General features: G+C 43.2%; 19 protein-coding genes and 1 pseudogene. 5 read left to right on the top strand and 15 right to left on the bottom strand.

Annotated features, from left to right (window positions below; genetic code table 11):
• Window positions 1-47: 47 nt before the first annotated feature.
• Entirely contained in the window at window positions 48-3,923 is a 3,876-nt protein-coding gene (hrpA, locus tag C9I89_RS06725; RefSeq protein WP_281258249.1) for an ATP-dependent RNA helicase HrpA, read from the bottom strand.
• A gap of 478 nt (window positions 3,924-4,401) precedes the next feature.
• Window positions 4,402-5,805 carry an MATE family efflux transporter gene (locus C9I89_RS06720; RefSeq protein WP_107282575.1) on the bottom strand — a complete coding sequence of 468 codons (1,404 nt, stop codon included), beginning with the start codon at window positions 5,803-5,805 and terminating at the stop codon, window positions 4,402-4,404.
• Between the two features lie 143 nt (window positions 5,806-5,948).
• Here C9I89_RS06720 and C9I89_RS06715 point away from each other — a divergent pair, with 143 nt between their 5' ends.
• Both C9I89_RS06715 and C9I89_RS06710 read left to right on the top strand, forming a co-directional pair.
• Entirely contained in the window at window positions 5,949-6,839 is an 891-nt protein-coding gene (locus C9I89_RS06715) for an AraC family transcriptional regulator (protein ID WP_107282574.1), read from the top strand.
• Window positions 6,840-6,958: 119 nt separating this feature from the next.
• Entirely contained in the window at window positions 6,959-7,432 is a 474-nt protein-coding gene (locus C9I89_RS06710) for a tellurite resistance TerB family protein (protein WP_107282573.1), read from the top strand.
• 15 nt (window positions 7,433-7,447) lie between these two features.
• Here the strand turns inward: C9I89_RS06710 and C9I89_RS06705 are convergent, their stop codons facing one another.
• The 9 genes from C9I89_RS06705 to C9I89_RS06670 all read right to left on the bottom strand — a co-directional run bounded on the left by C9I89_RS06705 (window position 7,448) and on the right by C9I89_RS06670 (window position 15,359).
• Window positions 7,448-7,804 (bottom strand): MmcQ/YjbR family DNA-binding protein, encoded by a 357-nt coding sequence (locus C9I89_RS06705; protein WP_107282572.1) that lies wholly within the window; start codon window positions 7,802-7,804, stop codon window positions 7,448-7,450.
• A 191-nt stretch (window positions 7,805-7,995) separates the two neighbouring features.
• On the bottom strand, window positions 7,996-9,702 hold the full coding sequence (locus tag C9I89_RS06700; protein WP_107282571.1) for a diguanylate cyclase domain-containing protein: 1,707 nt from the start codon (window positions 9,700-9,702) through the stop codon (window positions 7,996-7,998).
• Between the two features lie 474 nt (window positions 9,703-10,176).
• On the bottom strand, window positions 10,177-11,364 hold the full coding sequence (locus C9I89_RS06695) for an alkaline phosphatase (RefSeq protein WP_107282570.1): 1,188 nt from the start codon (window positions 11,362-11,364) through the stop codon (window positions 10,177-10,179).
• Window positions 11,365-11,454: 90 nt separating this feature from the next.
• Entirely contained in the window at window positions 11,455-12,471 is a 1,017-nt protein-coding gene (gene astA, locus C9I89_RS06690; protein ID WP_107282569.1) for an arginine N-succinyltransferase, read from the bottom strand.
• Window positions 12,472-12,640: 169 nt separating this feature from the next.
• Entirely contained in the window at window positions 12,641-12,904 is a 264-nt protein-coding gene (locus tag C9I89_RS22445) for a hypothetical protein (RefSeq protein WP_170107643.1), read from the bottom strand.
• A gap of 121 nt (window positions 12,905-13,025) precedes the next feature.
• Window positions 13,026-13,283 (bottom strand): hypothetical protein, encoded by a 258-nt coding sequence (locus tag C9I89_RS06685; RefSeq protein WP_170107642.1) that lies wholly within the window; start codon window positions 13,281-13,283, stop codon window positions 13,026-13,028.
• A gap of 334 nt (window positions 13,284-13,617) precedes the next feature.
• Window positions 13,618-14,151, bottom strand: coding sequence for a macro domain-containing protein (locus C9I89_RS06680; protein ID WP_107282568.1), 534 nt, complete (start codon window positions 14,149-14,151; stop codon window positions 13,618-13,620).
• A gap of 138 nt (window positions 14,152-14,289) precedes the next feature.
• Entirely contained in the window at window positions 14,290-14,928 is a 639-nt protein-coding gene (locus C9I89_RS06675) for an HAD family hydrolase (protein WP_170107641.1), read from the bottom strand.
• Window positions 14,929-15,026: 98 nt separating this feature from the next.
• Window positions 15,027-15,359: a hypothetical protein gene (locus C9I89_RS06670; RefSeq protein ID WP_107282566.1), complete on the bottom strand. Its 333-nt coding sequence runs from the start codon at window positions 15,357-15,359 to the stop codon at window positions 15,027-15,029.
• Between the two features lie 219 nt (window positions 15,360-15,578).
• On the opposite strand from C9I89_RS06670, the gene C9I89_RS06665 reads away from it, so the two are divergent.
• Window positions 15,579-15,908 carry a transcriptional regulator gene (locus C9I89_RS06665; RefSeq protein ID WP_107282565.1) on the top strand — a complete coding sequence of 110 codons (330 nt, stop codon included), beginning with the start codon at window positions 15,579-15,581 and terminating at the stop codon, window positions 15,906-15,908.
• Window positions 15,909-15,957: 49 nt separating this feature from the next.
• Here C9I89_RS06665 and C9I89_RS06660 read toward each other — a convergent pair whose 3' ends face one another.
• From C9I89_RS06660 to C9I89_RS06650, 3 genes are all read right to left on the bottom strand, one after another.
• Complete coding sequence (locus C9I89_RS06660; protein ID WP_107282564.1) at window positions 15,958-16,395, bottom strand: hypothetical protein; 438 nt, start codon at window positions 16,393-16,395, stop codon at window positions 15,958-15,960.
• A gap of 22 nt (window positions 16,396-16,417) precedes the next feature.
• Window positions 16,418-16,729, bottom strand: coding sequence for a hypothetical protein (locus C9I89_RS06655; protein ID WP_107282563.1), 312 nt, complete (start codon window positions 16,727-16,729; stop codon window positions 16,418-16,420).
• 479 nt (window positions 16,730-17,208) lie between these two features.
• Window positions 17,209-17,763 carry a hypothetical protein gene (locus tag C9I89_RS06650; RefSeq protein ID WP_107282562.1) on the bottom strand — a complete coding sequence of 185 codons (555 nt, stop codon included), beginning with the start codon at window positions 17,761-17,763 and terminating at the stop codon, window positions 17,209-17,211.
• A gap of 363 nt (window positions 17,764-18,126) precedes the next feature.
• Between C9I89_RS06650 and C9I89_RS06645 the strand changes: the two genes are divergently transcribed.
• On the top strand, window positions 18,127-18,798 hold the full coding sequence (locus C9I89_RS06645) for a hypothetical protein (protein ID WP_107282561.1): 672 nt from the start codon (window positions 18,127-18,129) through the stop codon (window positions 18,796-18,798).
• Window positions 18,799-18,937: 139 nt separating this feature from the next.
• Here C9I89_RS06645 and C9I89_RS06640 read toward each other — a convergent pair.
• A pseudogene (locus C9I89_RS06640) lies at window positions 18,938-19,069 on the bottom strand (ISAs1 family transposase); the annotation flags it as partial.
• Between the two features lie 636 nt (window positions 19,070-19,705).
• Here C9I89_RS06640 and C9I89_RS06635 point away from each other — a divergent pair.
• The gene (locus C9I89_RS06635; protein ID WP_170107640.1) at window positions 19,706-23,005 is read left to right on the top strand and encodes an Ig-like domain-containing protein; all 3,300 of its coding nucleotides are present in this window, start codon (window positions 19,706-19,708) and stop codon (window positions 23,003-23,005) included.
• Window positions 23,006-23,037 lie beyond the last annotated feature (32 nt).

Below are 23,037 nucleotides of genomic sequence, written 5' to 3'. Positions count from 1 at the left end.
CTGCTGGCTCCGTTTTTGTATCTATCGCTTAATTAAGCAGACGACAATCAACACTCGTTGATCGCATTGCGAACTCGCTTATCCGATACCGGATATGGGGTGCCGAGTTGCTGAGCAAAGTAGCTTACACGTAGCTCTTCAATCATCCAGCGGATCTCTCTGACCTTTTCAGGTACCGGCTGCCCTTTCGGGATCTTATTCAACAGCTCTTTATAGTCGTTGACCACAGATTCAATCTTCAGAATATGAACACGATCTTTGTTTGGATCGATCGGCAGTTTTTCCATCCGGCGTTCGATAGCTTTCATATAACGCAGGATATCCGGTAAACGCTGCCAACCGCACTCTGTCGCAAAGCCTTTGAAAATCAAGCCTTCGATCTGTGCTTTGATATCTGACAGCGCAAACGCCATGCTCAGATCGACCCTGCCCTTCAGGCGTTTGTTAATGTTAAACGCCGTCGTCAGAATCGCTTCGACCTGCTTCGCGACATCAACAACCGTATCGCCCAGCTCCGCACGTACATATTCTTTGGTTGCCTCAAACTGTTCAGGCTGCCAGATCAATCCGCCTTTTTGCCCGATCAGCTTATCAACGCCACAGGCAATGCAGTCATCAATCAGATCCATGACACGGCCATACGGGTTGAAGTACAAACCGAGCTTCGATTTATTCGGCAAGTTAGCATGCAGGTATTTGATTGGCGAAGGTACATTAAGCAAAATCAGACGCCGCTGGCCCTGACTCATGGCCGTGCGCTGTTCTTCCTCGGTTTCAAATAACTTAATGCCGACCGAATCTTTGTTATCGACCAATGCCGGGAAGGCTTTCACCTCAAAGCCGCCGCGTTTTTGCTGATAGCATTCAGGTAAAGTGCCGAAGCTCCAGGTTTTCAGGCCGTCCTGCTCAATGTCGTCGTCCGCAACTTGCGATAACGTTTCCTGGACTTTCTCTTTCAGGCCTTCTTTCAGGCTGTATAAGTCTTTGCTCTCATTCAGCTTACGGTTGCGATGATCAACAACGCGATAAGTGATTTTCAAGTGATCGGGGACTTGATTTAGATTCCAGTCTTCACGTAATACGGTTACACCGGAAATCCGCTTCAGTTCTTTTTCTAACGAATCGAGTAATGGCATCGCCATTGGCTCAGCTCGCGCTAAGAAAGCATCGGCATAGTTAGGTGCCGGTACAAAGTTACGGCGCACAGGTTTTGGCAGCGACTTGATCAGTGTTATCACTAATTCTTGTCGCAGTCCCGGGATTTGCCAGTCGAAGTTATCCGGCTCCACCTGATTTAAGATCGGGAGCGGAATATGAACCGTGACACCGTCACTATCTTCGCCCGGCTCAAACTGGTAGCTCAACTTCAGTTTCAGGTTGCCCTGATGCCAGAAGTTAGGGTAATCCAGATCGGTAATATGACTCGCATCGCCTTTGAATAGCATTTCGCGTTCAAAGTTAAGCAAGTCTTTATTTTCTTTAGATGCTTTCTTCCACCAGCTATCAAAGAAACGGCCAGAAACAACCGTATGTTCAATACGCTGATCGTAAAATTCAAATAGCTGATCATCATCAATCAGAATATCGCGACGACGAGACTTATGCTCAAGCTCTTCGACTTCCCGTAATAGCTTACGGTTTTGATGGTAAAACTTATGCTTAGTTTCCCAATCACCTTCTACCAATGCCGAACGAATGAAAATCTCACGAGATACCTGAGCATCAATAGTGCCGTAGTTAACTTTTCGTTTAGCGACAATCGGAATACCGTACAGCATGATTTTTTCAAAACCAAAGACAGCTGCCTGCTTTTTCTCCCAATGCGGTTCGCTGTAGCTTCGCTTCAGCAAGTGCTGAGCCAGAGGCTCAACCCACTCTGGCTGAATTTTGGCGGCAATACGTCCCCACAATTTTGAGGTTTCAACTAATTCAGCAACCATGACCCATTTGGGTTGTTTCTTGAAAATACCCGAACCCGGGAAAATATTGAAACGGGCATTACGCGCGCCCTGATATTCATTCTTTTCCTGATCTTTAAGACCGATATGAGACAGCATACCTGCCAGTAACGCGGTATGAATACCTTCATAGCTGGCTTCCTGACTATTTAAACGCAAGTCCAGCTCTTTCACTACCTGGCTGACCTGGTAGTAAATATCTTGCCACTCACGAATACGCAGGTAGTTAAGATAATCTTTCTTACACTGCTTACGGAACTGATTGCCAGACAGCGCTTTTTGCTGCTCTTGTACGTAATTCCATAAGTTAACAAACGTGATGAAATCCGATTCTTTATCGGCAAAGCGATTATGCTTTTCATCTGACGCTTGTTTTTTCTCCATCGGGCGTTCACGGGGATCTTGAATCGACAACGCGCAGGCAATGATCATCACTTCACGCAATGAACCCAATCGGGGCGCTTCTAAAACCATTCGTGCAAGACGCGGATCGAGAGGTAAACGGGCTAACTGACGCCCCATTGGTGACAGACGCTTGCGCGGATCCGTCGCTTTGGTGTTAATCGCACCCAGTTCTTCAAGCAGGCGAATACCATCCTGAATATTGCGATTATCCGGCGCTTCTAAAAATGGAAATGCCTGAATATCGCCAAGACCAATATTGGTCATTTGCAAGATAACGGATGCCAGGTTAGTACGCAGAATTTCCGGATCGGTAAATTCCGGACGCGACAGGAAGTCTTCTTCAGAATAGAGACGAATACAGATCCCTTCCTGCACACGACCACATCGACCTTTACGCTGGTTAGCACTGGCCTGAGAAATCGCTTCTATCGGAAGTCGCTGTACTTTCGTTCGGTAGCTGTAACGGCTGATCCGTGCGGTACCCGGATCGATAACATATTTGATCCCCGGAACCGTCAGCGAGGTTTCCGCCACGTTAGTCGACAACACAATACGGCGACCGGCATGCGACTGGAAAACCCGATTTTGCTCACCGGCAGACAAACGCGCATAAAGCGGTAAGATTTCGGTATCACGCAAATTACGCTTTTCAAGTGCGTCAGCAGTATCGCGGATCTCACGCTCACCATTCATGAAGATCAGGATATCACCCAAGCCTTCATCGCACAGTTCATCGACCGCATCAAAAATAGCCTGCAGCTGATCACGTTCAGACTCTTCTTCTGTCACCGGACGATAACGCGTTTCTACCGGATAAGTACGGCCAGACACTTCAATAATAGGTGCATTATGGAAGTGTTTAGAAAAACGCTCCGGATCAATCGTTGCCGAGGTTATTACAACCTTTAAATCGGGGCGCTTAGGCAACAGTTCACGCAAGTAGCCCATAATAAAATCGATATTCAGACTACGTTCGTGAGCTTCATCAATAATAATGGTGTCGTACTGGTTCAGATAGCGGTCGCTCTGAATTTCAGCCAGCAAGATACCATCTGTCATCAGTTTGACTTGGCTGCGATCAGACACCTGATCGTTAAATCGGACTTTATAACCGACAGACGAACCCAGCTCACATTCCAGTTCTTCTGCAATACGGGTTGCTACCGTACGGGCTGCCAGACGACGAGGCTGGGTATGGCCAATCATGCCTTGGGTACCGCGCCCCAGCTCCATACAGATTTTAGGTAGCTGAGTCGTTTTACCCGAACCGGTTTCACCCGCAACAATAACTACCTGATGATTCTTAATTGCTTCTGCAATATCATCTTTCTTCTGGCTGACAGGTAACAGTTCAGGATAGCGAATGGTTGGACGTTGGGTTCTGCGTAACTCAACAGTTTGCATCGACTTGGCAATATCTAATGCAATTTCATCGAAAACAGCATGTTTTGCTTTTTCGTTCTTAATTCTTGCCGCACCCTGCACACGTTTGTGCAAACGAAAACGATCGCGGATCATGCAATCTTTAATTGCGGCTTTCAGCGTTTTTTCATTATTCAAAACGTCTGATTGAGGTGTATTTGACAAACTCAACGGAATTCCTGACTTTTCAACTTGAAAGAATAAAAACTGGCGGGATTCTACCACATTTCTCACGCCTGATCCGGCTGTCGCAGAAATCATAAATTAAGAAACAACGAACCGTAAGAAAAATAAAGCAACGAACTAAAGAAAAAAAAGCAGAGCCAGATATACCTACCCAGCCCCTGCTTTTGAACACACTTTTACTCGCGACTCGTCATTAGAAACTAGAAACTAGAAACTAGAAACTAGAAACTAGTACCGTTTCACACAAGTTTTGACTAATTGAAGCACGTCATCCCGGAATCGAGGAACGAGATATCCGGGATCCAGTTCTAACCGTGTGCGCCTTAGATTCCGTATAAGTTCGTTCCTCACTTTACGGAATGACGATGGTTGGTGACTGAACGGGTCAAAACTTCTGTGATGAAGTACTAGAAACTAGATATACGCTTCTTCAGGCAGCCAAACACTCTTTGTCACCATCAGGTGATTCGTCATTAATCAGGTTGGTTAACCAGTGGCGGCCTCTAATACGATGTGTAGTCAGTACGACTTTGACTAACTCTTCAGTCAGTATCGCCAACATCACCCAGTGTAATGGCCAGCCAAGGTAAATACCGGTAAAGATCGCAAGTGGGATACCGACCCCCCATTGAGCAAACAAGTCAATGAATATGCTATAGCGAATATCGCCGCCACTTCTCAATACCCCGCCAATACCCACCATATTAAACACTTTCAGGCATAACCCCAGTGCCAGTACCAGGGTAACATTGATAGCCATTTCCATATTTGGAGCCTCTGTTTTAGCCAGCAAGCTACCTATACCATCCTGGAACAGGATGACTGTCATACCTAGCAACAGTGCGAGCGATGCACTCAACCCAACAAACCACCATGACTGATGCCAGGCACGTTGATAGTTCTCTGCACCCAGCTCATGACCAAGAATGGTTGAAGCCGCTACCGCAAAACCAATAAAGCCAGAGATCAGAACACCTTCAATGGGCGACAACAGACTGATAATGGCCAGTTCTGTCACTCCAAGCTGCCCGATAATGTAGTTATAGACCAGCAGCCCCATTGCCCAGCCACCATCATGAATGATCATCGGCAGTGCTACTGACAAGTACTTCTTTCGCGCCTTAGGGACAATAGCAGCATCTAGATCTTCTGCTTTTGGCAGAATCTCATTATACTTCCGGTAAGTCACCAACAGTAACACCACCGTCTGAATACCACGGGAGATCGTTGTACCCAACGCTGCACCCGCTACCCCCATCTCAGGGAAGCCATAGAGACCGAAGATCAGTAAAGCATTCAACAGCGCATTGATCAGCACCGCAATCAACCCTACAACAGTCGGCATTTTAGCAACACCGACAGCACGAAGTGCCGATTCAAGTGGCACAACAATGGCGGTAAAAATGATGCTCCAGCCGCACACAAACAGATAGGTTGTCGCGTGTTCGACAAAGGCTGGATCATTCGTAATCAAACTGACAACACTATCAGGAGCTAGACGGTACAAAAAGGCAAAAGGTATCGTAAAAACAACAGCACAGAGCCACGACTGAAGCAAAGTACGACGTACACCATCCATTCTTCCGGCACCGAAAAACTGTGCGGCAAGCACACCAACTGCACCACTCACACCGATAATCATCAGCAAGTTAAAGAAGAATATCCGGTTACCGACACCGACCGCTGCGATCTGGGATTCACCCAGCTTCGACACCATCATGATATCGACTAAACCTAAGACGGCAAAAAGCATCGACTGCATCGAAACGGGTATCGCTAATCGCCAGGTTTTATTCCAGAACTCTTTATCTGCCGCCGTTCGCCAATTTTGCATTTTTGCCTCCTTATTATTGTTTTTAGTGTGATATGGATCATACGCCCAATCAATGAAAACGACTTATGCTAGCGTCTCAATAACTTTTGCAAAACTATCAAACATAACCCTACCCAAAATCGCTGATGGAGTGAAAGAACCTGATGAGCTGGCCTGAGTACTTCCAAATCTCTGATCTCTGCCGCACAACGACCATCGATCAGGGTCAACTTGTCGCTTTAGAGAAGCATAGTATTATTCAATGTGGCGTAAATTACGCGCGCGATAGCTTCACGATTTACCGTCGCAATCCTAATATGCACATGCTGCTATTTACTTGTTGCGGTGAAGGATGGCTGGAAACCCCGGTAAGAAAATGGCAACTCGAACCCGGCAGCGTTATTTATGTGCCGCCCGGCTATGCCAATGGTTTTGGAATGAACCAAGGTGGTATAGAGGGCGGGAATATGAGCAAAAATGAAATCAACATCTGGGATATCGCCTGGGTTATGCTCAGCGACAATGGCGAGTGGCAGAACATGATGCCTAACGAGGTTACTTACAGTAAAACTCAATGTGGTGATATGTTAAGAAAAACCATCGACTGCTTACATCAGTCGATGTCACTGCCCTATCCCGTCGGTAACCAATTAGGAGACAGTCTGGTTGAACAGATCAGGTTGCTGGTGTCTCACCGATTACCCACATCGATGCCGGTATCACTGCAGCGGTTAGAGAAAGTGTTTGGTCGCGCCAAAGAGCAATTTCATCGAAGCTGGCAGGTTTCAGAACTTGCCGAACTTCATCCCTGTTCAGAACCTCACTTCCATCGCTTATGCCAGCAATTCTATGGACACGGACCCATGGCCCATTTAACACGATTACGAATGGAATATGCGGCTCGTCTGCTCAGCGCTACTGACTGGCCAATCCAACATATCTGTGAACTAAGCGGCTATCCTAACCCGGCCAATTTCAGCACCCGCTTCAAAAAATGGAGTTCACTAACACCAAGAGAGTTCAGGCAACGCTTCCGCCACAGTCCTGTACTGTAGCTGAAAATCTGGTAGAAAATCATTCCGCCAACCTTGAATTATGCGAATAAATACCCAAAGTATTGCAATATACAAATACAGGATTCTGTATGACAATTTAGTTTACCAAGAGGCAACTTATGTTTACTCAATTACGCACTCTTTTCCGCAAAGTGATGCTCGAAGGTAGCGAAGGCGGCGTTCTTCAGGATGGTGCGGCCGATACACCCGCAATGAACCTGGCGATGGCCTCACTACTCTGTGAAGTCGCCAATGCCGATCACGATATCGATCCCCGGGAAGAATCCGCCAAAATACATTTGTTAGTTCTGTTACTCAATATCAGTGAAAATGAAGCCAAAGAACTACTGGCTAAAGCCGTTACCCAAAGCAAACAGTCGGTATCATTGTTCGAGTTCACCACGAAGTTGCGTGCTTTAAGGCCGGAAGAACGCTTTCAGCTCATTGAAGCGATGTGGCAGGTGGCTTATGCCGATGGCATCGTAAAACCGATGGAAGAAGCCGTTATTCGACAGGTTTCCGACTTAATTTATCTCGATCACTCAGAGTTTATTCGAGCGAAAATTTCAGCCAAGACTAGCGTTAAGCTATAACTATTTTTGGCTATGCTAAATTTGTTCAAGTTCCTGTTTTTTAGATTTAGTTAATTTGCTGACAACAAGTGAATATGAGCCATTAGCCAATTCAATCAGCATGGATTCAGATACCTCTCCGGTGAGCAAGATAGTGATCCAATGCCTCTTATTCATATAGTAACCAGGAGTAATAGACTTAAACTGGCTTGTCAGTACCTCTCCATCAGCAGGCGCACATTTCAATGTAACCCTTGGGATGTCGTCTAGCTGTGAAACAAGCGCAAACATCTTGCCCATCACCTTAAACACAAGGGCTTCTGGCCCAAAAGGATAACTGGACTCAGAACCACGCAAACCAGACAGATGCTTTTCAATATCAACTTTTTGCATTAGGCCTAACCTTATGTTGTATATATTAATACATTTTAACAAAGACGCTTATGCCACGAATATAAATCAACAACCAAAGGAAGTGTTTCCTGTTAACTACGCGGGCTAGATCTCACTTCACACGTAAGCAAAGACAAATAAATCACTCAACCGACTTTCAGTCACCCAATCACTGGTAATGTTTATGGCTTTTATTTAGCGGCGAACACAACTTGCCGCAACACTTTCGATTCAACCAGGGTATCTACTTTATCCGGTATCATCGCTACTTGAGTTTCAGAGATTGAGGGTTCGGCGTAATAGCCACACCAAGAGTTTCTACCCGCCACTTTTGCTTTATATAGACCATAATCCGCCAGCTCTAATGCCGTCTGCCAGTTTTCTCCTAACATTGGGGGCTCGCAGATCGGAAACGAGGCAAAACCAATTGAGACAGTCACAGGAAGAGATTTTTCCAGATCAGAGCCAAAGCGGAACGTTTCAATACATGATCTGACCCGCTCTGCCAATTTTTGACTAAAGTCCTCACCCTGACTAGTGGCAACGACCAAAAATTCTTCACCGCCCATGCGCACCACATGATCATTTTCACGGAATATCGAATTAAGAATATTTGCTAACTGGATTAAAACCATGTCTCCGGTTGCATGACCATAATTGTCGTTCAACTTTTTAAAATGATCGACATCAATAACCAGTAATAACTTTTTGTGACTGGGATCATGCAGCACATTTCCACTCACCCGCACCATTAAGCGTTCTAGGTAGCGCCGATTGTGTAACTTGGTAAGAGGATCTGTTAATGCCTCTTCTTCCAGGCAAGCTGAGTGATCTTTCAGCGCTTGCTGAGTCTTAATCAACCTCTTAGCCATCTGCCAGTACTTCCGGTAGAGCAAGGTGATTTCATCACCATTGTTGATTGTTGGCAGGGGAACAGGTGTCTTCTGATTACCCAATTGATCCATGGATTTGGCCAGCTCCGACAAAGGGTCCAACACCACTTGTTTCACACGCCGATAAGCAAACCAGGAGCAGAATATTCCGGCAATAGTAAGTCCTAATAAAGCGGCAATCATTGCTTTCAATGATTCAATAAACCCGATTCTTTGCTTATCAATTGTTAACGTAAAATCAGCGTCACCTTTATAGTCGCGGATAAGCGCTCTTGCTCTGATCTCCGTAAGACTAAGTCTCTTAATGTAAAAATCCGTGCTGTTTGTAAGCGGCTTTCTGAACACTTCAACCTCATTCAAATCAGCCGGGGCAAAAAGAATAGGTTGCTGCATTTGATTGCTGACTTCTTGCGTGAACTTGTAGTTCAACCAGAGGCCCGTAATGAACCAACCTCGTGAAGGTCCTTTTTTATGACTGGTTAAAACCGGCCTGGCGACAATGAAGAGATTTCCTAAATGCGTAGATAAATAACCGTCTACTCCTTCTGACGATTGACTTAATGCGGTCATAAATCGCTCAGGCCAGACTCCGTCAACTGTCGGCGCTCCCGGATAACCGGTATCGACACAGTCAGGTTTGAAGTAACGCCCCCATACAATCTCGCCATCTGACGTTGTAATGTTTATAAAACTTACGTTCGCGATGCGAAAAGTATCATCACTCAAGTTAGATTGTTCATAATTGGGCGATTCAGCGGCTAAATAACGGTAGGTATCATCCCAATAAGCCCAATCGTTTGCGTAGTGGCCCAAACGTATAAATTCGCGGTTCAGGGTATTAATGGCATGATGCAGATCGCTTTCAATCGCCTTTTCCTCCACACTCCAGATGCTGGGAAGAAACACAATCACGACCACAAACAAAATCATCGCGGTGAGCAGAGCTGAAACTAAAAAAAATGAAAAGGCAATTTTATGCTTAATTGACGAGTGTTGTTTAACCACCTAATTGCACCTTAATTATTCCCAACCAGCATAGGCGTACGTATTCACCACGAAAACATTACGCCGAAGTATAAGGTATATATTCTTTCCAATCTAGATTGCTGTCTGTCCATAAAGTGCGTTGTAACTCACTTTTGGTGTAAAGTGCATTATGCATAATTAGCCATGGTTAGTCATAATCTTTTGCATCCCAATTGTCTATTCGATCGTATTCCTAAAGATTAAATGCCGATCAATATGAATTAAGTGGATTATCAGCATTTATAATAATGCACATTATTATCCTTATGCATAACAAGCGACTAATCTGCTGATTTATAAATACATATTTAAATATATCATCGTGCGTACTTCGCTAAATTCAGTCCTAAAATACTAAGTATTTTGGAATTAATTAATACTAAACAGAAAAGATTCATTACAATGATGAAAATCATCGGTGGCGCATTAGCAAATCAAGTAATGCTTAAATAACTAGTCGTTACTAAGAGCACCATGCATGACACTATGCACAAATGTATTATCATGAACGCCGGATAATCTCTCAGACCCCGGACCTTGCGATGTGATTGGCACATTGACTTCTGTATGCCCTTTCGTTGACCAATTTACATAAAACACACTGCCATCCGCGGTACTAAATGGCCCGTCTTCGCTAGCCAAACCACTCGATGACGGTGAAACTGACATACCACCTGTTTCATGATCTGCCGTTACAATAATCAATGTATCGCGATCTATAAATGAAAATTTCTTAGCAACCTCAACGGCTTCATCAAAATCTATCGTGTCGGAAATAGCATTAGCCGCATCATTATTATGACTCGCCCAATCAATTTGACCACCTTCGACCATTAAAAAGAAACCATTTGGTTTTTTCGAAAGTATATCTATCGCACTTTGTGTCATTTCAGCTAATGAAGGAGAAAAAGGTCGTATCATGCCCTCATCACCAAAAAGCCCAAGTAACTTTAACGATGAAGACGTATCGATTGCTCTAAACGAAGGTAAATCGCATACATAAGTGTATCCAATTGATATCGCTTCCTGAATGAGGTTTCTTCCATCCTCTCTTTCACCCGCTTCCGGATAGCAGCCATTTTCTGATCTTGGGAGAAATTCATCCTCTCCACCACCAAGCAATACATCAATATCTGCATTCAACATCTGAAGTGCAATATTCTTCATCATATCTCTATTTTCAACATGTGAATAAAACGCAGCAGGCGTTGCATGTGTGATATGTACAGTAGTAACAAGACCAACAAGCTTATCTTGTTTCTTTGCGTCTTCTAATATTGTTGGAACAAAACCAAGGTTAGCATCTAAGCCTATAACACCATTATTTGTTTTTACACCCGTGGCTAATGCCGTTGCTGCAGCAGCAGAATCCGTTATAAGGTTATCGGATGAATGCGTCTGTAAATACCCACTTGTTGGCATGTTGTCCATCGATAGTTTGCCTGTACCTCCAACTTTAACCAAACGCGCCGCTTTTCGATGTTCATCTCCCATTCCATCGCCAATAAATATAATAATATTTTTTGCTTTTAGTGTTACAGCAGGCGGAATGACAACAGAATCAATCTCACTATCACCACATTTAAATATAAAAGTTGTCACAGAAATAATCAGGACGATTCTCAATAGAGTTATTTCCATATTTAATCTCTAATTTTTCAATGGCAAATATAAACCTAGCAGAAAAATCAACTTATAGAGTTCTGAAATCCATTTGCTCACTGTCTTATTCTATTGTGCTACCAGCCGGATCGTATCACCGTCAGAAACCTGCAGTGCCTCTGCCATTTCAAGGGTAATACGGGCACGGTTAAGCTCCCTATCCACAGCCACTTTACCGGCTACGGCTCTGAAATTACGGAACCGGGTATTACTGATCAAATATTCAGATGAGCTGGTATGTGCACCAATCTCTACTGAGCAGTGAAATGCATGACGGACAGATTCAATATTAAGCAGGTCGCACTCTACTGTCGGTCCTGCATCAAAAATAGCGGCATAACCGTGGTTAGTAAAACCTTCTTTCTCCAGCAGACGAAGTGCAGGCCGGGTTTTTTCATGCACCTGGCCAATCACCGCCTGAGCTTCATTACTCAGCAAGCTGACATAAATCGGCAGCTTAGGCATGAGATCGGCAATAAAGCCTTTCTGGCCAACACCAACAAGGTAATCTGCATGAGTAAATTCAATCGAAAAGAAATGCTCTTTAAGCCACTCCCAGAATGGAGAATGACCCTCTTCATCCGAAACACCCCGCATTTCCGCAACCACCGTTTTAGCGAAACGCTGCGGATGCTCTCCCATCATCAAAAAACGGCACTTAGACAGCAGGCGGCCATTTGAACCCTCACGATACTCTGGACGCAGGAACAGGGTGCACACTTCGCTACAACCGGTGTAGTTATTACCAAAGGTTAACAGTTCAACCACATTGTGCACTCCCAGCTTACGCGATGCATGCACGACTTTACTAATATGATAGCTATAAAACGGCACATCTAAGCCTATCGCAGCTTCGATACCCGTGGTACCGACCACTTCACCTGCTTCTGTATCTTCAGCAATCATCAAGTAACCTTCTGTGCCAGGTGTGGTCACCTCTTTGCCAAAGCTTTCCATCGAGTGGCGAATTTTCCCACGAATCAGTTTTTCGTCGACTGGAAGTGAAGTAAAACCATGCCCCGACTCTTCCGCGCAACGCATAAGCGCCGGAAAATCAGCCTCGGTGATCGGACGAATTACTAGCATCTAACATCCCTCCTGATGCATGTAGTGGCCTCCTGGCCGCTAGTTCTTATTGATCTATAAATAACATTAATTTTACTGAGCACATAGTAATGCATTGTGCCTGCCACAAAAATTACACAATTCCCGCGTGACAGAGCCATCGGATATGAGGCTGCGTAAGAAACCATCGCTATTGTGAATCAGGTTCAATACGATAAAGATTGCCCCTATCAGTGGTGAAATAGATCCCGCCCTGCGTGCTTAAGTTGCCTAACAGCGCCTTGGTCAATTCTTTTTTAAGCCGAAAACTAAGTTGCAAGGCCCACATGCCAGTTATCAAAACCATCATACTTTTCGCATACTGTTTTTCTTCTTCTGCTCCTGGGGACCCACTAGCCATTTTGTTAACCAAACATAGAACAATACCAGCAATATGCCCAGCAACCATTGCCATGACTTGTTGTCATCAATATTACTGCTCGTCGGTTGGCTGTTACCTTGACTAGTTTGTTCCATCGAAGAATTGGCGCTTAATTGTGTTTCTTCCACCAGATCAAGCTCAATGCTCGTGATAGTTAACGTCTCTGCTGCCCTTGCAAATCCGTGGTCAGAACCTCCTGACGTACCCGAGCCGCCTGACGTACCCGAACCACCTGGCGTAGCCGAGCCTCCTGACGCCCCCGAACCTCCTGACGTAGCCGAACCACCTGACGTACCCGAGCCGCCTGACGTAGCCGAACCACCTGACGTACCCGAGCCGCCTGACGTACCCGAGCCACCTGACGTACCCGAGCCGCCTGACGTAGCCGAACCACCTGATGTACCCGAGCCACCTGACGTACCCCCGCCAGCAGACACCGCGATCTCCCCTATTGTTCCGCTTATGACATTTCCAAGTGACCCGAATGCGCCAGCTATTGCCAGCGATAGCAGCGATGCCACAATTGCATATTCAACTATAGTCATTCCACGCTGAGATCGATTAGCTACGCACATAAAAGTAACCGGACTGTTTAATGAGAGATAACCGTTATAGGTTATTAAAGCTTAAATAAAAAAAGATGGGGAAACTGTTTCATTTATGCGACTAGTGTTAGCGAAACCATGAAGACGTTAGCGCCATTGTTTGAGTTTTCAGCCTATTTTTGTTCGGATGATTTTGATATTTCAGCCAAGGTTACGGTCAGCATTCATGTTATTTTTTGCACCACTCCATATTTCCACCATCTGATTACCGATTAGATAGAAATAAATTTGAAGTTCTTTAAATTCATCCCGACTGCATACTCCAAGTGCGACCTCTGCTGCCTCTTGATGAGGATAACCATACACACCACAAGATATCGCGGGAAATGCTACTGTTTGGCAGTGATTTTCGATAGCCAACCGAAGTGAGTTTAAATAAGCTGATTCAAGCAATTTTCTCGGGTTAGCAACTTGTTTATAGACTGGCCCAACGGTATGAATTACATACTTTGAAGGCAGATGTCCTGCTGATGTAATTCGTGCTTCTCCAACGGGGCAGCGAATGCCATTTACAGGCTCAACCTTAAAACATTCTTTACGTAAACCAGGGCCGGCAGCTTGATGAATTGCTCCATCAACACCACCACCTCCCAACATTTTTGGATTAGCGGCATTTACGATTGCATCGACATTCGCTTTGGTTAAATCCCCTTCGATGATAGAAATATTGTTCATGCGGATTAATCACCTAATCTACTGAATTGGATATTTTTTATATTACAAGAGAGGCTACCAAACTTAATTCTAACACTGTAATTATCAATCCTAATTGAGATAGAACTACCGCGTGTAGCGCACCACCTTGATATATTATTATATTCCAATATGCGACATAACTTGAGACTGTATTAAGAAATTATCAATCTGCTTACTATGTTCTAATCGTTCACCAACTAAGACAAAGTTATAAGCAAGATCAATACAAGCTTTCTTGTCCCATACTCCATCACCAAAGTACGTTTTTGATATGAAATTTTTGCACTTACAACGCGATTCAGAAACTTGCATTATTTTTGTTCGTTGAAAGTGATCTGAAGCCGACGCAAAAGCGATACCTGATATATCGAATCCTGCTGATTTCAACTTCAATTGGGCGCTATCTTCCCAACCGCCAGTTGCTATTGAAACTTCAACGTCTTGACGACCTTTGAGCTGATTAATGAATGATATAGCACCTTCAACTTCACGAACAGGCGTGACTTTTAGCTCTAAGTTAACTCTACGCGCAAATTCATCTTTAACGCGATGATGAATTTCATCACGTCGGTTCATTAAACCTACTTGCGCAATAAATTCATCCAAAATTCCCGAGACAGTGATATTAGTGTAATCAGATATATTATTCTTAATTTCGATACCTAGAATACTATTTACTGTGTCAGAAAAACACATTGCATCTAACTTACAAGATTGGATAAGTGTGCCATCAATATCGAACATGACTAAATGCATTGAACCTCCCAGTGGCATACGCCTAAAATACGGTGTGCGCGAGTACAACCTTTACTTTGATGTGACCTTGTTAGCCGTAATTCACCCTTTATCTAAGACTAGTAGCTTCCACATGGGCAATGACCAATCTTTGGATCATATCTTTCACCACAACCAACGCATCTGATTTTTGAGTCTATGTCTTCAATTTCTGTGGGTAATACTAGATCATTCTCATTAATAATATCTTCAATGGCCATCGATGTGACCACATCAATGGCCATCATATATGTCTTGCTTGCTTTATTTAACCCTAACTCTAGCTTTCTTTTAGCCAAAGCGATATCGGCTAAATTACCACGTGCAAGTAGCAAACTATCAGCAAATGATGAATATAGACTTCTGATTTGGGCCAAATATTCCTGCATAAATGCTTGTTTAATGACTCCCATTTTCACCTCATTTGAAACACGCTACCGACCTTAGGTAACAGCAATAATCTTTGCTCTTCCATCTTTTGTTTCCAGCCTTCACTTTTATATCTATAGCAAACAATTCCACTTGATGCATACAAGGCTACAGATGAAAGATCGTGGTTTGGTGATTGGAACAAGAAAGATAAGCAATGACATTTCACCTACACTTTCATTAGCCTTAGTAGGAGCATAGCCATGAAGCATAAAGATAAAGTTCTATTTATCCCCGTTGAAAGACAGGAGACGACACGAAAGGAAATAACAATTTTGCTGTCTGAACATTCCTGCACCGCCAAAGAGATTTCGACTGCCGTTAAAATCTCGGAAAAACAGGTTTATGATAACCTCGAGTATATTTTAAAGACAATTCACAGAGATAACAGGAAACTGGTCATCACCCCATACAAATGTAGAAAGTGTGGATTTGCCTTTAAGAAGCGGGATCGCCTGAAGAAGCCGGGAAAGTGCCCTTTATGCAAAAGTGAATCTATTGAGGATGCACTCTTTTCTATTCAAGCGAATTGATAGGCCTCTGCTGGTGGCAACTAAGATTTCATCTCATTTGTCCGTTGTATTAGAAATACGTCATCATTTCAGCATCGACGCTTTCAATATGGTCAGCCAGTACGTTTTCAGGCAAGTCTTCATTGTTTTCACCCATGCCACCGTTCGGGTTTTCTTCAAACCACTCCGCTTTTAACTGTGCTAGCATCAGCTTTCTTTTCCAGCGAGCGAAATCAAGAACAAAATCATCACGTTCTGGCACAATAGCGCTATCAACCTCAGCGCAATGACATCCTATATTCGCCACTTTACGGGCGGCGATTACCGCATCTTGCTGGCTTGCATCAAGTCGCCCCCATGCTTCATGCAAGTTCTTGTAAAACCCTTTAAACACAGACATATCACCAGTAACAAAACCATAACTAAAAGTTTCGCTGGTTGAACCGCCACGCCTTACCAGACCAATTAATACAATTCGTTCTGCATGGCTCAGTTGTTCAAATCCCATAATGAATTCCTGTTTCTTAGTTTTAAAGCTGTTTCAGTTTTGAGATCAAGTCTTCGGCAAGGCGAATACTCCAATTGCCGTCATAGATAGGAACCGTGAAATTATGAATAAGGGCGATGTGTGTAGCCGTCTCTTTTGTTAGCAGAGCTTGGTTATCTGGATGACAAACAACATCCAACACGAAAGAGGTAATGGTAAAATGCTGCTTGTTATTGTCCACGAACAATCTAATTGTATCGTGTTTAATGTCCGGAGCTTCCGCAGCGATCATTTCTAAGACTTGAGCGATATTTTGTTTGTCACGCAAAACCCAGTCTAAATTATCTTCTGACATAGCATTTACCTTATTCAGAACCTGATCATATTTTAGCCGCACGACTGCCAGTTACCAAGCCAATTATTCAGAATCTCATCTTCGACCGATTATTGTGCAGATGCCGCAGTGGCCATCAACAACGATCCGAATATAAGTACGACTAACTTTACGAATATCTGTTTCATGCTCTTCTCCTTTCCTCTGATTGTTATGTGTATACTTTCTTGTGACACCTGAAATGCAACCTAACGATATGCGCGCAGTGCTTATTATCACCGAGTTCATATCAGCATGTTTCAATAAAAACATGCCTCTCCGCGAAATTTTTTTGATATTTCCCATTTGTTTTTATTTATACCGCTTTGAATAGAAATGCAGTAGACATTGAACATATTAGCTTGTGTATATATAAGTAATCATAGATACACCAGACTACGCCGAATAGTCGCCGCATCAGAAAACTTATATTCGAATTTCATCATTTAAAACAAACACAATTAAGCCAATTGTCCTGCAATCGGTATTACAATATTTTGATTTTGCACAGCTCCAACACCTGCATTATTCCAGCTTATATCGATATTAATCGGGTAAGCTCCGGCATTGATTAATGCGCCAGTTTTTTGCGTGTTTGAAATAGTGCCATATGGCCATATATGTTGTGCTGCCTTGATAAGGATATGCTCCAAATCGTAGTTGTGACCATCCAGCGTGATTTGTAGGTTACCGGCAACATAACCCGGAGCATTGTTCCATCCGACAGCTCCATTATCGCGATATCGCATCGTTCCGACAAACGCGTAAATTCCGTTTAATACTGCCTGTTCAAATCCCAACTCGTAACAGGCTCCCTGTCGTCCGGCAAAACGATCTCTAATATCATTAGAAATGCCCATAAAACGATTTTCTTGCATGCCGTTTTGATTGAGAATCAGGTACAGCCCTTCCGCGTTGGGGAAATCTGCCGGAAGACCAACCGCAACACCTGCGCCTGCCGGCAAAATTTGATTTAAAGTTATAGCGTGAGTTAATCGATATTCTACTTCAGCCAAGATCAATCCCTCCTGTTTGTTCAAGTTTTGTTTAATACAGTGTTAAATATATTCGTGAGTTCAATATTATATTTGCCTCTCTAAAAATACTCGGTGAATAATATGTTTTTGAATCATATTATTCGCCTAGAATGCGAACCAAAGCACAATTAGCATTGAGAGTAGATAATCTTTTTATGACTTAGCCCTACCTTATGATAACTATATATTTTTAAAGGTAAAAATTATGATTTCAACCCAATCTCGTCAGGAAGTTACTTACAAAATATTCAATGAATTGTCCGACTCAATCAAACTACAAATTGAAAACACGCCAGTGCGGCCATAAATGCAGCCAAGCCAGATGTTCCTGGATTGAATACGATGATGTTGGCTTCACAGTCAATTAAAAATAGAGTCTTAGAAGAGCCTACGTCTGTGCAGGGGTGTGCAAACATTGAAACCGTTCGATTGGTAGCAGACTGGAATACTGATTTGTGTGTGATTCGATTTGCTTACGACGACACACAAATCCCCAGAGCTTCATTGCTGGTAGCAAACAATAAGTCTGAGTTACGCAGTTTGTTTGATGAACAATGCCATTTTTTGACTAACCTCAACCAATATGCCAACACCAAAGCTCCTGTTAGGGGCTTGAAAAAATATCAATTCATTCAGGCTGGTTTTGGTCGTCAAACTAAACTAGACGGGGGTTTGTTTGAAGGTTCGCTGAATAAACTCCAGTATCGAGTAATTGATTTTAAAGAGGGAAATACCGGCCCTTTTATAATGTCCGATGATAACGTTGATTATCAGGATATTTTTGTTTGTCAATCCGATGAAGATAACACGTCGTTACCTGGGGATTTCGGGGGACCTGTATTTGCAGTAGAGATAGGAAGTTCTTCTCCGATGCTCTATTTGGTCGGGATTACCCTTGGTAGTGAGTTCTTTGAAAAGGATAAAGCTCCTGAAGATGCCGATACTGTTCCAATTGGGCATTATAATAATGTGGCGACATCGACAAACTCCTTTTTTGAAAATTGTTTTCGTTAAAATCAAGTGAATCCAACGAGGTCCGTTGCCAACTATGCTCTCATATTATATAGAACTTGTTGACTGGACGGGCCGACAGCTTCGCAAAAAACCGGCCATATTGAACCCCACACACCGACAATTCTTCAACGTTTAAATATCGAACAGCAAGCAGACTAATGATGGCTTTTGTTATCTTGGGCTGGCAGGCCATAGCATCTATTGAGACCAGTGCATCACGTAAATCGAGCATCTTTAGCAGGTCAGGGATAGCAGTCATTTCATTGTTTTTTTATTAGCTACTGTTAAATCCCTGTTCTATTTTTATTTTATCTATTTTGATTTTTCACTATCACAATGTGGACAATAAGGATAAATAAAAATTGAATACAATCAAACAAGCTTTTCAGTTGCTATGGTGAATGAATACTGCTGTTTTCACAATAAACTTTGAAGTAGATCCTAGATTTTAAAATCAATACGAAAAACTGAAAGGCAATATAAAACCACAACACCAAAAATGGCTTGGAAATAACTCACAAAATCTTGCAATCGATGTTTGCAATTATCATTTCACTTTACCGCAAATAACCCACAACACGATATAAGCAACTGATTAGTAAAGGGTAACACCTCCCACCCACAATTATTGACAGCTTTAACCAATAAGCCGCAATTCAACTTAAACATTAAATTATGTTGAGTTACCTGTTACTAACCAGGTTAATAAAACCCTTGCGTTATTTTTGTTCCCCAATTAATGTGCGCACTTAATAAAACAAGCAAGAATTAATATGCAATCACTTATTAAGTGGTGGTTGCATGTTTTTTGTTATCAACGACTTCCATATGAATTTACTAAGTTAAAGTATTCACATGGAATTAATTTAATTGAAAAATGAAACGTAACAAACATTAAGGAGAAATGATGTATAGGCCTATTTTAATGAGTGTTCCGCTCATTGCGATGTTGACTGCTTGTGGTGGGGGCTCAGATTCAGATTTAAAACCAGATCCGAAGAAAGTACTACAAAAAAAAATGACCTTTAGTGGAATGGTATATGATGGACCTATGGCGGATACTACCGTTTCGGTCTTTGCTGGCAAGCATCTACTCGCTACGGCAAAGACAGATATAAACGGTAAATATTCAGTAGATGCTTCAATCTCTGTTGAGCAATTTGAAAATATCAAAGCGCAAGCAATCACCTACCGTGCCCAGCGCGAAGATATTTTCCTCTATCAATATGCTGGTACAAGCTTAGAAGAAGCGTTGGTAAGCAAGAATAATCAAACGCTGATTACTAATTTCTCTACGGTTGAATACGTCTTTGCCGATATTGATAAAAATAACTTTGTTACTGATGAAGAGTGGAAAAAATATCAACAACTTGATAGCAATTTCACAGAACTGGCGACTGTTCGTTATGGTGTCGGTTTAAAATCTATTATTGACGAATCTGCAACATTAGCAGGTTATGAAAACAGTACACTTTGGTTACGTGCAGTACTTAACGATGCAGCATGGCAAGAGTGGCATAGTTCGAACGTTGCTCCTTATCGCCAAGCTTGGGATTCATTATTTGCCGACACCTGGTTTTTAGATCAAGAAGCACACCGCTTTGAAGACATTAGCTCGTGGGAAGCAAAACATAACTACATTGTAACTGCTGGGCCTCTCGATCCTGATGCACCTGTTGTTAAACACCTAACTATGAGTGGAATTCCGCAAAAAGTAAGCGTTGGCGATTTGCTTAGCCCATCAATTCAAGCGTTTTGGTCTGACGACACAGCATCCGATGTTAGTGAGCCTGTAACATATTCGGTAAGCCCTGCAGACGCACTGGTAATAAATAATGGACGGATGCAAGTTCAAACTTCGGGAACTATTACACTTAGTGCTGAATATAAAGGCGCTTTCGATGAAGTTACTTTTGTTGCTGACGCTGCAGTACTCGCATCATTACGCTTAGAGTTTGATAGTCGTCAACAGCAGCTAAAAGACGAATGGCAGGTTGTTGCGCATGGCGTGCACCAAAATGATTACCTTGTTGATTTTAGCGATCAAGCCGAGTGGGCTTCAAGCAACCCAGAAATTATTGAATCCTTAGGTAACGGCCGATTCCTAAGCAAGGGCGTGGGTACAGCAAAAGTGATCGTCACTTGGGGTGGTCTTACAGCAGAGCAAGCGTTTGATATAAAAGCAAAAATTATTGACGTAAGTTTAAACTTGCCTAATGGCACAATTTCACGTGAAGAAACCGTACAATTATCGCTTAACGGTGAATTTAATGACGGCAGCGTCAGCGTCATCACCGATGAGATTGTCTGGAGCAGTAGCAACCCTGAGTTCCTGACTATTGATGAAAATGGCATTGCTACAGGTATCACTGAAGGTCAGTCAGTGGTTACCGCCACCTACCAAGGCTTCACGTTTAAAGAAACGGTGACGGTGATCCATCCGAAGATTGTTAGCTCAATACCGAGCTTTGTTGATGGTGTGCTAACCCTAACAGAAGGTGACATCCTCGAGTATGGGATGAAGTTTGTCCGTTCAAATGGTATTGAACATGCATTTACAGCCGCTGACGATGGCTTGGATTTCGAATCCTCTGGGTTCGGAGGGCTAAGGGACCCATCTCGCGTTAAGATTGCAGAAATAGACAAAGACAGCGATCGTATTCATGCAGTTCGTTCTGGTGAGGACACATTAGAAATACTAAATGTACCAGTAGAACTACAACAGATCTTTGTTGAGCTAGGCGCAATCACATCTGCCGACGATGACCCAACCAGGGTTAGCTTGAAGGTCAATGTACTTGATAACGCTGACGTATATCAATGGAACCTGTTGGCTGGTAGCCCACCAGTTGGCAAAACCGTAACGATAGTTCAGGCGATACAGAGTGGTAATACGCTTTATCGCTTCTGGCAGGTTAAGGGGGCTGAACAAGATGGTATTTATTTAACCAAGGTTACGGCAGAAGGCGAATCTGCCCCAGTGCTTGTGCTGGCCGCTTCCATGAATGAAAATGATCGCCCGCATAAGTTAATAAGCAACGGAATCATCCACGATTACTATGATTATGTTCTCCTGCTAACAGACAGTAACAACGGTTCAGCCGCTGATAACCAACTCGCTTATCGCTATAAGTTGAGTGATGGTAGCCTGACAGTAATACCATTGGCAAACTACCCTAATTCAACAGTTAATATGCGTAAGGATAGCTTTGCCTTCACGCCAAACGGGGACTTCGTTGTTACTTATGAGCATAACAAAAAAGGAGAAATACCCCATATTTATCATTTCGAGACTGGAACATGGGAAGAAAAATCCCCAATGCCTGGCAAGCGAATTCAAACTCCGTTGAATAAGAGCCAAATAGCCGTTCTTGAAACTAACAATATGGGTAGCGAACCCTATGAAGTTCCAGTGTTGAGGATCTTCGACTTGGAAACTCAACAAATCATCACTCAAGAGTTTGTTATCCCAGGTGATGCTGAATACTTCTGTCGTAGTGTCGAAACAATGAGCCTTGCAATTGTAGATAACATGAAAGACTCTGGCGCGGGCTGTATGGTTGCGAAAAGAGGCAACTGGGATGGCATCGGTTATTGGCTGTGGGATTCTATTGCCGAACTGCCGAAACTGCACCTATTTTCAGAAGGTGTTGTTCAAGGAACCTCTGACGTATATGCCGTCGCTTACCACAAACCGGATGGGCACGTAGTCTTTAGTGCTGCCGGCGTCAAAAATGAAGCGGGTGATAAAGTGTATGACGTCGCTGAAATCATTGATGTGGAGGTTGATGGCGTTATAGAGCAACAAGTAAGCCATAAACGTCTAGCCCAACAAGGTAAGAAATTAGAGGGCTATTACAATGACCTTATTCGTGTGCAAGATGGATCGCAATATACCGTCAACAATGCTGATGTGCCAAATGAGTCGATTACCGTCTTTAACAAAGGTACAGCCGTACGCGATGAGCACGGCCAATGGTCGAGCGATAAGTATATGTATCAATTGCCTGTAACTGTTGAAGGCACCAACAAACTGTACAACCTTGGCAATACGATCGTCTTAAGTCCTGAGGGCTATGAAAACAAGTCAGAATACTGGCTACTTCAGATGCGTGAACCTCAGATTGTTGATGAGCCTGTAGAGCCCGAGCTTCCGGTACAACCCGAAGTACCAGAGCAGCCAACCGAGCCTACACCTGCACAGTAAATATTATTAAGTCTCAGATATGTTCAAGGGCT

The sequence above is a fragment of the Photobacterium lipolyticum genome (assembly GCF_003026475.1).
Lineage (GTDB): Bacteria > Pseudomonadota > Gammaproteobacteria > Enterobacterales > Vibrionaceae > Photobacterium > Photobacterium lipolyticum.
This window is presented reverse-complemented; position numbering and strand designations above follow the sequence as displayed.